Genomic DNA, 12,786 nt, shown 5'->3' with positions numbered 1-12,786 from the left:
TCTGTAATGGAGGAGTTGGGGACATCTCCTCCAATTTTTTACAATAGAAATCATATAGAAAAGGTTAAGAAACAGATGATATTATCTATTATTTCTCAAGGATTTGTCTGGGCTATTTTAGGTCTGGGAATCTTTATGACATTTAGGATTTTAAACTTTCCAGATATGACGACAGAAGGTTCCTTCCCTCTTGGGGGAGCTGTTGCTGTCACTTTGATAACCAAAGGCGTGAACCCATTTTTAGCGACTCTTGTTGCTGTAGGAGCAGGTTGTTTGGCTGGAATGGCAGCAGGCCTTCTTTATACAAAAGGGAAGATCCCAACCTTGCTCTCAGGGATTTTGGTGATGACTTCCTGTCACTCTATCATGCTCTTAATTATGGGACGTGCGAATTTAGGCCTGCTTGGAACCAAGCAAATTCAGGATGTTTTGCCTTTTGATTCGGATTTGAATCAACTCTTGACAGGTCTTATCTTTGTCAGTCTTGTTATTGCTCTCATGCTCTTTTTCTTGGACACTAAACTCGGACAAGCCTATATTGCTACAGGTGACAATCCTGATATGGCTAGAAGTTTCGGGATTCATACTGGACGCATGGAGCTTATGGGCTTGGTTTTATCAAATGGTGTGATTGCCCTTGCAGGAGCTCTCATTGCGCAGCAAGAAGGCTATGCTGATGTATCTCGAGGAATTGGAGTTATCGTTGTGGGGCTTGCAAGTTTGATAATTGGAGAAGTTATTTTCAAGAGTTTGAGCTTGGCAGAGCGTCTGGTTGCCATCGTTGTGGGTTCTATCGCCTATCAATTCTTAGTGTGGGCAGTTATCGCTCTTGGCTTTAATACAAGTTACCTTCGTTTATACAGTGCCTTGATTTTAGCAGTCTGCCTCATGATTCCAACATTTAAGCAAACAATCTTGAAAGGAGCCAAGTTAAGTAAATGACAGCAATTGTAGAATTAAAAAATGCAACCAAAGTCGTTAAAAATGGCTTTGATGAAGAAAAGATTATTTTAAATGATGTTTCCTTAGAAATTTTTGAACAGGATTTTATCACGATTTTAGGTGGAAATGGTGCTGGGAAATCAACTCTCTTTAACACTATTGCAGGAACCTTGTCATTAACCAGTGGAACCATCCGTATTTTAGGTGAAGATGTTACCAAGTTTTCACCAGAGAAGCGGGCTAAGTATCTGTCTCGTGTCTTCCAAGATCCTAAGATGGGGACAGCTCCCCGTATGACGGTCGCTGAAAATCTTTTGATTGCCAAGTTTCGTGGTGAAAAACGAGGACTGTTTCCGAGACGACTGGCTAGCTACAAGGATGAATTTCAAGCGACCATTGAAAAAGTAGGAAATGGTCTTGAGAAACACTTGAATACACCGATTGAGTTCTTATCAGGTGGTCAAAGACAGGCCTTGAGTCTCTTAATGGCAACCTTGAAGCGTCCTGAATTACTCTTGTTAGACGAGCATACTGCAGCCCTTGATCCAAAGACCAGTGTGGCCTTGATGGAATTGACGGATGAATTTGTCAAGAAAGATCAGCTGACAGCGCTTATGATTACCCACCATATGGAAGATGCTCTCAAATATGGCAATCGTTTAATTGTCATGAAAGAAGGACGAATTATCCAAGATTTGAACCAAGAAGAAAAAGCAAAAATGAAAATCTCTGATTATTATCAACTCTTTGAATAAAGTAGGGAAAATGAGTGAAATGGTTTACTTTTTTTCTGAAATAAAGTATACTATATAAAGTAAACTATGATAACATGGAGGTATTGTGTATGGTTGACAAACAAGTCATTGAAGAAATCAAAAACAATGCCAACATTGTGGAAGTCATAGGAGATGTGATTTCTTTACAAAAGGCAGGACGGAACTATCTAGGGCTCTGTCCTTTTCATGGTGAAAAAACACCTTCTTTCAACGTTGTAGAGGACAAGCAGTTTTACCACTGTTTTGGTTGTGGGCGCTCAGGTGATGTCTTTAAATTCATTGAGGAGTACCAAGGGGTTCCCTTTATGGAGGCTGTCCAAATCTTAGGTCAGCGTGTTGGGATAGAGGTAGAAAAACCGCTTTATAGTGAGCAGAAGCCAGCTTCACCCCACCAAGCTCTTTATGATATGCACGAAGATGCTGTCAAATTTTATCATGCTATTCTGATGACAACGACCATGGGGGAAGAGGCCAGAAACTACCTTTATCAGCGTGGTTTGACAGATGAAGTGCTCAAGCATTTTCGGATTGGTTTAGCACCTCCAGAACGAAACTATCTCTATCAACGTTTGTCTGATCAGTATCGTGAAGAGGATTTCTTGGATTCGGGACTGTTTTATCTCTCGGATGCCAATCAATTTGTAGACACCTTTCACAATCGGATTATGTTTCCCCTGACAAATGACCAGGGAAAGGTCATTGCCTTCTCAGGTCGTATCTGGCAGAAAACGGATTCACAAACTTCTAAGTATAAAAATAGCCGATCGACTGCAATTTTTAACAAAAGTTACGAATTATATCATATGGATAGGGCAAAAAAATCTTCTGGAAAAGCCAGTGAGATTTACCTCATGGAAGGGTTCATGGATGTCATCGCAGCCTATCGGGCTGGAATCGAAAACGCTGTGGCATCTATGGGAACGGCCTTGAGTCGTGAGCATGTTGAGCATCTGAAAAGGTTAACCAAGAAGTTAGTTCTTGTTTACGATGGCGATAAGGCTGGGCAAGCTGCGACATTGAAAGCGCTGGACGAAATTGGTGATATGCCTGTGCAAATCGTAAGCATGCCTGATAACTTGGATCCTGATGAATATCTACAAAAAAATGGTCCAGAAGACTTGGCCTATCTATTAACGAAAACTCGTATTAGTCCGATTGAGTTTTACATTCACCAGTACAAACCTGAAAATAGTGAAAATTTGCAGGCTCAGATTGAGTTTATTGAAAAAATAGCTCCCTTGATTGTTCAAGAAAAATCTATTACTGCTCAAAACAGCTATATACATATTTTAGCTGACAGTCTGGCGTCCTTTGATTATGCCCAGATTGAGCAGATTGTTAATGAGAGTCGTCAGGCACAAAGGCAGAATCGCATGGAAGGTATTTCCAGACCGACGTCAATCACTATGCCTGTCACCAAGCAGTTATCAGCTATTATGAGAGCAGAAGCTCATCTACTTTATCGAATGATGGAATCTCCTCTTGTTTTGAACGATTACCGTTTAAGGGAAGACTTTGCATTTGACACACCTGAATTTCAGGTCTTATATGACTTGCTTGGCCAGTATGGAAATCTTCCTCCGGAAGTTTTAGCAGAACAGACAGATGAAGTTGAAAGAGCTTGGTACCAAGTCTTAGCTCAGGATTTGCCTGCTGAGATGTCACCTCAGGAACTTAGTGAAGTAGAAATGACTCGAAACAAGGCTCTCTTGAATCAGGACAATATGAGAATCAAAAAGAAGGTGCAGGAAGCGAGCCATGTAGGAGATACAGACACAGCCCTAGAAGAATTGGAACGTTTAATTTCCCAAAAGAGAAGAATGGAGTAATAATGGCAACAAAACAAAAAGAAGTAACAACATTTGATGTACAAGTAGCAGAATTTATCCGTAATCATAAACAAAAAGGGACAGCAACTGATGATGAAATTAATGCAAGTCTGGTGATTCCTTTTACCTTGGATGCTGATGGGATTGAAGATCTCTTGCAACGAATTCAGGATGCAGGGATTTCTATCACAGATAACGAAGGAAATCCAAGTGCGCGTGTTCTTAGCACTGAAGAAGAGCCAGAACTCAGTGATGAGGACTTGATTGGTTCAACTTCGGCTAAGGTTAATGACCCTGTCCGTATGTACTTGAAAGAAATCGGGGTCGTACCTCTCTTGACCAATGAAGAGGAAAAAGAATTGGCACTAGCTGTTGAAGCTGGTGATATCGAAGCCAAACAACGTCTTGCGGAAGCCAACCTTCGTTTGGTTGTTTCTATTGCCAAACGCTATGTCGGCCGTGGTATGCAGTTCCTTGACTTGATTCAAGAAGGGAACATGGGCTTGATGAAGGCGGTTGACAAGTTTGACTATTCTAAAGGGTTCAAGTTTTCAACTTACGCAACTTGGTGGATTCGTCAGGCTATCACTCGTGCTATTGCGGATCAAGCTCGTACTATTCGTATCCCAGTCCACATGGTTGAAACGATTAACAAGCTTGTTCGTGAACAGCGTAACCTTCTTCAAGAATTGGGACAAGATCCGACACCAGAACAAATCGCTGAACGTATGGATATGACACCTGATAAGGTTCGTGAAATCTTGAAGATTGCTCAAGAACCGGTATCCCTTGAAACACCAATCGGTGAAGAGGATGATAGTCACCTTGGGGACTTTATCGAAGATGAAGTGATTGAAAATCCAGTGGACTATACAACTCGTATTGTCTTGCGTGAGCAGTTGGATGAGGTCTTGGATACTCTTACAGACCGTGAAGAAAACGTCTTGCGCTTGCGCTTCGGACTAGATGATGGTAAAATGCGTACCCTTGAAGATGTGGGTAAAGTCTTTAACGTGACTCGCGAGCGTATCCGTCAGATTGAAGCTAAGGCTTTGAGAAAACTACGTCAACCAAGTCGCAGCAAACCGCTTCGTGATTTTATTGAAGACTAAGAGTGAGGATGAATATGACTTATACAGAAGAGCAAATTGAAAACATCAAAACACGGATTTTAACAGCTTTGGAAGAAGTTATCGACCCTGAGTTGGGAATCGATATTGTCAATCTTGGCTTGATCTATGAAATTCGTTTTGATGGAGATACAGGTCAAACAGAGATTGATATGACTTTGACCACTATGGGTTGTCCCCTAGCAGACCTTTTGACGGACCAGATTTATGATGCCATGACAGAGGTACCAGAAGTAACGGATACTGAGGTCAAATTAGTTTGGTATCCAGCCTGGACTGTTGAAAAAATGAGTCGCTATGCACGTATTGCCCTAGGCATTAAGTAAACAAATAAAAACATGTGAGAGATTATTGGAAAAGCGAGGAAATTTCCCCCTCTTTTCCTCTAGTCTCTCCTTTCTTTTGCTGATTTTATTCAAAGAAAATGATATAATAGTAGTTATGGAAAAAAAGAAATTACGCATCAATATGTTGAGTTCAAGTGAGAAAGTAGCAGGACAAGGAGTTTCAGGTGCTTACCGTGAATTAGTTCGTCTTCTTCACCGTGATGCCAAGGACCAATTGATTGTTACAGAAAATCTTCCAATAGAGGCAGATGTGACTCACTTTCATACAATTGATCTCCCCTATTATTTATCAACATTCCAGAAGAAACGATCAGGAAGGAAAATTGGCTATGTGCATTTCTTACCTGATACACTCGAGGGGAGTTTGAAAATTCCATTTTTCATAAAGGGAATTGTGAAACGCTATGTATTTTCTTTTTACAACCGGATGGAGCACTTGGTGGTGGTCAATCCTATGTTTATTGAGGATTTAGTGGCAGCTGGTATTCCACGTGAAAAAGTGACCTATATCCCTAACTTTGTCAACAAGGAAAAATGGCATCCGCTTCCACAGGAAGAGGTAGCGAGACTGCGTACAGAGCTAGGTCTTAGTGACAATCAGTTTATCGTAGTAGGTGCTGGTCAAGTTCAGAAACGCAAAGGGATTGACGATTTTATCCGTCTGGCTGAGGAATTGCCGCAAATTACCTTTATCTGGGCCGGTGGTTTCTCTTTTGGTGGTATGACAGATGGTTATGAACGCTACAAGAAAATCATGGAAAATCCCCCTAAAAATTTGATTTTTCCAGGTATTGTATCGCCAGAGCGGATGCGAGAATTGTATGCCCTAGCGAATCTTTTCTTGCTTCCTAGTTATAATGAGCTCTTTCCGATGACGATTTTAGAGGCTGCCAGTTGTGAAGCTCCGATTATGTTGCGTGATTTAGATCTTTATAAGGTAATTTTGGAGGGAGATTATCGGGCTACAGCAGACAGAGAAGAGATGAAAGAAGCTATTCTGGAATATCAAGCGAATCCTGCTGCTTTAAAAGATTTGAAAGAAAAAGCTAAGAATATTTCTAGAGAGTATTCTGAAGAGCATCTGTTACAAATCTGGTTGGACTTTTATGAGAAACAAGCCGCTTTAGGGAGAAAGTAAAAAGTGAGGTAATCTATGCGAATTGGTTTATTTACAGATACCTATTTTCCTCAGGTTTCAGGTGTTGCGACCAGTATTCGAACCTTGAAAACCGAACTTGAAAAGCAGGGGCACGCTGTTTTTATCTTTACGACGACAGATAAGGATGTCAATCGCTACGAAGATTGGCAAATTATCCGCATTCCAAGTGTTCCTTTCTTTGCTTTTAAGGATCGCCGCTTTGCCTATCGAGGTTTCAGCAAGGCGCTTGAAATTGCTAAACAATATCAACTGGATATTATCCACACTCAGACAGAATTTTCTCTTGGCCTGTTGGGGATTTGGATTGCGCGTGAATTGAAGATTCCAGTCATCCATACCTATCACACCCAATACGAAGACTATGTGCATTATATTGCCAAGGGGATGTTGATTCGTCCTAGTATGGTCAAGTATTTGGTTAGAGGTTTTTTACATGATGTAGATGGAGTCATTTGTCCTAGTGAGATTGTCCGTGACTTGCTATCTGACTATAAGGTCAAGGTCGAAAAACGTGTCATTCCTACTGGGATTGAATTAGCCAAGTTTGAACGTCCAGAAATCAAGCAAGAAAATCTGAAAGAACTACGTAGTAAACTAGGGATTCAAGCTGATGAACAGATGTTGCTGAGTCTTTCCAGAATTTCCTATGAAAAAAATATTCAAGCAGTATTAGCAGCCTTTGCTGATGTTCTGAAAGAGGAAGACAAGGTTAAACTGGTAGTTGCTGGGGATGGCCCTTATCTGAATGACCTCAAAGAGCAAGCCCAGAAACTAGAGATTCAAGACTCCGTTGTCTTTACAGGGATGATTGCTCCTAGTGAGACCGCTCTTTACTATAAGGCGGCAGATTTCTTCATCTCGGCATCGACAAGTGAAACCCAAGGCTTGACCTACTTGGAAAGTTTGGCTAGTGGGACGCCTGTCATTGCACATGGAAATCCTTATCTGGACAATCTTATCAGTGATAAAATGTTTGGAACCTTGTATTATGGTGAACATGATTTGGCTGGAGCTATTCTGGAGGCCCTGATTGCAACGCCAGATATGGATGAGCATACCTTATCAGAGAAATTATATGAGATTTCAGCTGAGAATTTTGGAAAACGGGTGCATGAGTTTTATCTTGATGCTATTATTTCAAATAATTTCCAGAAAGATTTAGCCAAAGATGATACGGTCACTCAGCGTATCTTTAAGACAGTTTTGTATCTACCGCAACAGGTGGTTGCTGTGCCCGTAAAAGGCTCTAGACGCATGCTGAAGGCTTCAAAAACACAGTTAATCAGCATCAGAGATTATTGGAAAGACCATGAAGAATAGAAAGAGGAATAGCTATGAAAAAACAATTGATGAGAAGTGGTAGTGATCAAAAAATTGCTGGTGTTTGTGCCGGAGTGGCTCATTATCTAGATATGGATCCAACTATCGTTCGAGTCATTTGGGGTGTCCTTGCTTGCTGTTACGGAGCGGGAATTGTAGCTTATATCATTTTATGGATTATTGCGCCGGTAGCAAGTGACTATTGAAAACTAGCTGAATTCATGCTAAGATAATAGAAAATAGAATGTAACGAAGGAGATAAAAATGGCATTTGGAGATAATGGAAAACGTAAAAAAACTATGTTTGAGAAATTAACCTTGCTTATCGTACTTATCATGTTAGTAGCAAGTATTTTGGGTATTTTTGCAACTGCAATTGGTGCCCTCAGTAATCTATAAAATAGATTCAAGAAAATTTTGTGACTGGGATTTCCCAGCCCTTTTTTAAAGTGAGAAGAAAAAAATGAGTATGTTTTTAGATACAGCCAAGATCAAGGTCAAGGCTGGTAATGGTGGCGATGGTATGGTTGCCTTTCGCCGTGAAAAATATGTCCCTAATGGCGGTCCTTGGGGTGGTGACGGTGGTCGTGGAGGTAATGTAGTCTTCGTTGTAGACGAAGGTCTACGTACTCTCATGGATTTCCGCTATAATCGCCATTTCAAGGCTGATTCTGGTGAGAAAGGAATGACCAAAGGGATGCATGGTCGTGGTGCTGAGGACCTTAGAGTTCGAGTACCACAAGGTACGACTGTGCGTGATGCTGAGACAGGCAAGGTCTTGACAGATTTGATTGAACACGGTCAAGAATTTATCGTTGCCCACGGTGGTCGTGGTGGACGTGGAAATATCCGCTTTGCAACACCAAAAAATCCTGCACCGGAAATCTCTGAAAATGGAGAACCAGGTCAGGAACGTGAGTTACAATTGGAATTAAAAATCTTGGCAGATGTTGGTTTAGTAGGCTTCCCCTCTGTTGGGAAATCAACACTTTTAAGTGTTATCACCTCAGCTAAGCCTAAAATTGGTGCCTACCACTTTACGACAATTGTGCCAAATCTAGGAATGGTTCGTACCCAATCAGGTGAATCCTTTGCAGTAGCTGATCTACCAGGTTTGATTGAAGGAGCTAGTCAGGGAGTCGGTCTGGGAACTCAGTTCCTCCGTCACATCGAGCGTACACGTGTCATCCTTCACATCATTGATATGTCAGCTAGTGAAGGGCGTGATCCATATGAGGATTATCTTGCTATCAATAAAGAGCTAGAGTCATACAATCTCCGTTTGATGGAGCGTCCACAGATTATCGTAGCCAATAAGATGGATATGCCTGAGAGTCAGGAAAATCTTGTAGAATTCAAGAAAAAATTGGCTGAAAACTACGATGAATTTGAAGAGTTACCAGCTATTTTCCCAATTTCTGGATTGACCAAGCAAGGTTTGGCTACGCTTTTGGATGCTACAGCTGAATTGCTAGACAAGACACCAGAATTCTTGCTCTACGACGAGTCAGATATGGAAGAAGAAGCCTACTATGGATTTGATGAGGAAGAAAAAGCCTTTGAAATTAGTCGTGATGACGATGCAACATGGGTACTTTCTGGTGAAAAACTCATGAAACTCTTTAATATGACCAACTTTGATCGTGACGAATCAGTCATGAAATTTGCTCGCCAGCTTCGTGGTATGGGGGTTGATGAAGCCCTTCGTGCGCGTGGTGCTAAAGATGGGGATTTGGTCCGCATTGGTAAATTTGAGTTTGAATTTGTAGACTAGGAGACTGATATGGGAGATAAACCGATATCTTTCCGAGATGCGGATGGTAATTTCGTTTCTGCCGCAGATGTTTGGAATGAAAAGAAATTGGAAGAACTATTTAATCGTCTCAATCCAAATCGTGCCCTGAGATTAGCACGAACTAAAAAAGAAAATCCATCTCAGTAAAGAATATAACAAAATTCCGTGCCACATCAGACACGGAATTTTCTTATTCTTCAAAGAAAAATGGTGGAGCGAATTTTTTCAGTTCTTCAAAGCATCTTTGAGCAGCTTCTGCATCTTCGCAGATGACAAGGCAGACATCATCACCACAGAGAGTAGCGATAGCGTCAGAGAAACTTAATGCATCAATGATAGAACCAAAGGATTGCGCAAGTCCAGGAAGGGTTTTAAGGAGGACTTGGTGTTGAACGGGACGCATCAAGACAAGAGCATCTTCCATGTAGATTTCGAGACGTTTCTCCCATTTTGAGATAGAGCCTGTATTGAGCACGTAGTAAGAGTTGTCTTCTTCACGTACTTTTGAGAGGTTCATACTTTTAATATCTCTCGAAAGTGTAGCTTGTGTAACTTGAATATCATTATCGGCAAGAAGAGCTTGTAGCTCAGCTTGAGTATGAATCTTGTTTTTCGTTACAAGAGCTCGTATGAGTTGGTGTCGGTGTTCAGATTTATTCATAAAATGTTACTCCTTGTACTGGGTACAGAAAGCGTGGACGGAACGAAATCGTCAGTCGGGTGGTAAGCGGTATTGTCACGTATGATGATTTCAAAGTCAGTAGTATAGGACTAAATGGAGAAAATCCCACTCTTTTAACTTGTCACTAGTTGAGTGTAGATGAATTGGGTATCTATCCGTTTATCTACATTGGTGTCCTCTACTAACAGTAAATCATTCAATTAGGGTAGCCTTTTGTCACGACTTATTGTGAATTTATGATTAATGTTAATTCACAAAGATTTTTCAACATGTGGTCTGGTAGCGAGTATTATTAATGAGTACACATGTTGGTTAGGGTTTTAGTATCTTTTGTCAAAGCTTCCGTGTAGACCTATCATAAGCCTATATCGGGATTGCATTTGATACCAAGTTTATGTTTGTTTCAACTGTTTAAGTGGAAATCTTCCATATTGAAAGTCTGATATCATACCTTTTGACAAGGTAAGAGAAGTGTAGACTGTTCAAGATCGACAGTCAGGTGGTAGTCAGTATTGTCACGGATGGTGATTTCAAAGTCAGTAGTATAGAGGACTAAACGAAGAGTATCTCCTTCTTTTAACTTGTAAATAGTTGGTTGCAGTTCAAACTGGATATCCATCCATTCATCTGCCTTAATATCCTCTACTAACAGTAAATCATTTCTATTTTGCAAATTGAGGTAGCCTTTTGTCACGACGCGATGTGCATTTTCACGAAAAGGCAATTCGTTAAGATTTTCCAACATGTGGTAGCGACCGTTGTCAATGGTTCTAGCACTTAAAACAGCTGGATAAGGTTGTAGGTATTTCTTTTGTCCATGTTCCAGTAGTTGGGCTGATAAGAGACCCTTGTTTGTACTGGATTTGATACGAAGATTGAGTTGAGCTCGACCGTTCAAGTGAATGTCTTTAGTTACAGGAAGGTCAATAGTAATCTGATTGACTTTCCCTTGATAAAGTTCTGTATTGAAGGTCTGGTATGTCTTACCATAACGCTCAAAATCTTTATCTGAGTACTGGTTTTGAATAACTTGCTCTTCTTGACCAAGTGAGAATGTTTCAAAGTTATCTTGCTCACCGAAGGTATCAAGTGATAACCAAGTCTGAGGAGCTGTATTATCCTGCCAAATGACAGTAGGGAGTTGAAAATCTGTATCTTCTCCCAGTAATTTCTTAGTCAATAAGGCATTCATGGACTCACGGAAATCAATGGACTGCCAGTTATTCATATAAACATGGGCACCATTATGGAAAAAGAGGTGCTTATTTATATTATCAGGAAGGGCGTGAAACATCTGATAAACATGAAGTGGTTTGACATTCCAATCCTGTGAACCATGAGTAAAGACAACCTCTGCCTTTACCTTATGAGCATTGAGCAGATAATTGCGGTCATGCCAAAACTGATTATAGTCACCAGATTTGCGATCTAACTGCTTTTTTACTTTTTCTAAGTCAGTTTGGTGATCTTCATTACCACGAATATAGTCGCCAGCCAAGAGATTACGAGAGTAGGTTAGTTCTGCAAGGGAGTCAAAGTCCTCACCTGGATAACCACCTGGGCTAGTTACCAGACCGTTTTCACGGTAGTAGTTGTACCACGAAGAAATACCAGCCTCGGCAATAATAACCTCTAAACCATCTACACCTGTAGTCGCAAGACCATTGGACATGGTACCTAGATAGGAAAGTCCAGTTGTAGCTACTTTTCCATTTGACCAGTCAGCCTTGACTTGACGTTGGCGCGTGTGGTCAGTAAAAGCACGGCAACGGCCATTAAGCCAATCGATGACATTTTTATAAGCCTCGATTTGCTGGTAGTCTCCGTTAGTCATGAAACCAGTAGAGTCTTTGGTACCAACACCTGAGACATACAGATTGGCAAAACCTCGTGGAAGGAAGTAGTCGTTGAGAGTATAGCTAGCGTTGATGTGCGTTAGCTTTTCCTCAGTTTCTGACACAAGCTCAGCTTGACCTTGAGGTTGGACGAGATTTAGTTGAGGTTCCTCTAGCTCAATCTTGTGAGCAGGTTTAACCTCGAGATTGCCCTCCATCTTGTAGAGAGCCTTGTCACTAGCCTTGTCATTTGTTCCCTGATGATAGGGACTGGCTGTCATGATAGCAGGGATTTTTCCATCAAAACGAGGACGAATAATGCTAACCTTGACTAAGTCTGGAAGACCTTTTTGGTCAGTATCGACACGAGACTCAACGTAAACGACTTCTCGAATGGCATCATGGCTAGAAAAAGTAGCCAAACTCTTACCGTTAAAGTAGTGATAGTCATTATCCTCAGGAATAAGACCGTCACTGACAAGTTGGTCGATAAGAGTATTTCCCTTTTTGGTGCGAGTATTGAGTAACTGATAGAAATTTTCAATCAAGTCACCATATACAATGGGAAAACCAGTCTCTTTACGAAAAACATCACTGTCTTCAAAGTCAATCAAGTAGGAAAAACCTAAGAGTTGAAAGGCTACAGTATAGAAAATATCTGCAGTCAGTTCTTTGTCTGACTGAAAAAATGTCAGTAAGTCAGTTTCTTTATCAACTGCTAAACTGGATAGGGGATAGGTGCTATCTTTGTAATTAAAAAAGAAACGAATAAGAAACGCTTCAAGCGTTTTTTTATTTGTAATGTTGACCGGTAAATCGAATCCATACTTTTTTAATTCAAAGATAATTGTATCTCTAGGTAGCGCAAAATAGCTGAATTGATTAAAACGCATAAAACCTCCTATTTATGAAATATATTAAGGTTATTATATCAAAAAATAGAGAGAAAAGAAACTATAAAAATTAACAGA

13 protein-coding genes and 1 pseudogene are annotated in these 12,786 nt (G+C 40.6%); 11 read left to right on the top strand and 3 right to left on the bottom strand.

Features of this window, described 5'->3' with window-relative positions; genetic code table 11:
* Nucleotides 1-75 precede the first annotated feature (75 nt).
* From N8M95_RS01830 to N8M95_RS01780, 11 genes are all read left to right on the top strand, one after another.
* Complete coding sequence (locus tag N8M95_RS01830) at nt 76-942, top strand: ABC transporter permease (protein ID WP_084863531.1); 867 nt, start codon at nt 76-78, stop codon at nt 940-942.
* Nucleotides 939-1,697 (top strand): ABC transporter ATP-binding protein, encoded by a 759-nt coding sequence (locus N8M95_RS01825; RefSeq protein WP_020901797.1) that lies wholly within the window; start codon nt 939-941, stop codon nt 1,695-1,697. The genes N8M95_RS01830 and N8M95_RS01825 overlap by 4 nt, the downstream gene beginning before the upstream one ends.
* Before the next feature lie 89 nt (nt 1,698-1,786).
* Complete coding sequence (gene dnaG / locus N8M95_RS01820) at nt 1,787-3,547, top strand: DNA primase (protein WP_261081625.1); 1,761 nt, start codon at nt 1,787-1,789, stop codon at nt 3,545-3,547.
* A 2-nt stretch (nt 3,548-3,549) separates the two neighbouring features.
* A complete protein-coding gene (rpoD, locus tag N8M95_RS01815; protein WP_000201903.1) occupies nt 3,550-4,659 on the top strand; it encodes an RNA polymerase sigma factor RpoD in 1,110 nt (369 codons plus the stop codon).
* A 14-nt stretch (nt 4,660-4,673) separates the two neighbouring features.
* Nucleotides 4,674-5,003: a metal-sulfur cluster assembly factor gene (locus N8M95_RS01810; RefSeq protein ID WP_125443821.1), complete on the top strand. Its 330-nt coding sequence runs from the start codon at nt 4,674-4,676 to the stop codon at nt 5,001-5,003.
* A gap of 115 nt (nt 5,004-5,118) precedes the next feature.
* A complete protein-coding gene (cpoA, locus tag N8M95_RS01805) occupies nt 5,119-6,162 on the top strand; it encodes an alpha-galactosylglucosyldiacylglycerol synthase (RefSeq protein ID WP_261014401.1) in 1,044 nt (347 codons plus the stop codon).
* 15 nt (nt 6,163-6,177) lie between these two features.
* Nucleotides 6,178-7,503: a glycosyltransferase family 4 protein gene (locus N8M95_RS01800; protein ID WP_247927811.1), complete on the top strand. Its 1,326-nt coding sequence runs from the start codon at nt 6,178-6,180 to the stop codon at nt 7,501-7,503.
* 29 nt (nt 7,504-7,532) lie between these two features.
* The gene (locus tag N8M95_RS01795; RefSeq protein WP_261014542.1) at nt 7,533-7,709 is read left to right on the top strand and encodes a PspC domain-containing protein; all 177 of its coding nucleotides are present in this window, start codon (nt 7,533-7,535) and stop codon (nt 7,707-7,709) included.
* A gap of 58 nt (nt 7,710-7,767) precedes the next feature.
* Nucleotides 7,768-7,902 (top strand): DUF4044 domain-containing protein, encoded by a 135-nt coding sequence (locus N8M95_RS01790; protein WP_000863852.1) that lies wholly within the window; start codon nt 7,768-7,770, stop codon nt 7,900-7,902.
* A gap of 64 nt (nt 7,903-7,966) precedes the next feature.
* Complete coding sequence (gene obgE / locus N8M95_RS01785; RefSeq protein WP_000061647.1) at nt 7,967-9,277, top strand: GTPase ObgE; 1,311 nt, start codon at nt 7,967-7,969, stop codon at nt 9,275-9,277.
* Nucleotides 9,278-9,286: 9 nt separating this feature from the next.
* On the top strand, nt 9,287-9,445 hold the full coding sequence (locus tag N8M95_RS01780) for a hypothetical protein (RefSeq protein WP_001808548.1): 159 nt from the start codon (nt 9,287-9,289) through the stop codon (nt 9,443-9,445).
* A gap of 43 nt (nt 9,446-9,488) precedes the next feature.
* On the opposite strand, the gene N8M95_RS01775 is transcribed toward N8M95_RS01780, so the two are convergent.
* From N8M95_RS01775 to N8M95_RS01770, 3 genes and pseudogenes are all read right to left on the bottom strand, one after another.
* Complete coding sequence (locus tag N8M95_RS01775) at nt 9,489-9,959, bottom strand: arginine repressor (RefSeq protein WP_020902899.1); 471 nt, start codon at nt 9,957-9,959, stop codon at nt 9,489-9,491.
* Nucleotides 9,956-10,254 (bottom strand): annotated as a pseudogene (locus N8M95_RS09360) (Xaa-Pro dipeptidyl-peptidase); the annotation flags it as partial. The pseudogene N8M95_RS09360 and the gene N8M95_RS01775, both read right to left, overlap by 4 nt.
* 171 nt (nt 10,255-10,425) lie before the next feature.
* Complete coding sequence (locus tag N8M95_RS01770; RefSeq protein ID WP_227325445.1) at nt 10,426-12,708, bottom strand: Xaa-Pro dipeptidyl-peptidase; 2,283 nt, start codon at nt 12,706-12,708, stop codon at nt 10,426-10,428.
* Nucleotides 12,709-12,786 lie beyond the last annotated feature (78 nt).

Source organism: Streptococcus mitis, from assembly GCF_946190325.1.
Lineage (GTDB): Bacteria > Bacillota > Bacilli > Lactobacillales > Streptococcaceae > Streptococcus > Streptococcus mitis_CF.
Note: the sequence above shows the minus strand (reverse complement) of the source record. Positions and strands in the feature narration are given on the sequence as shown.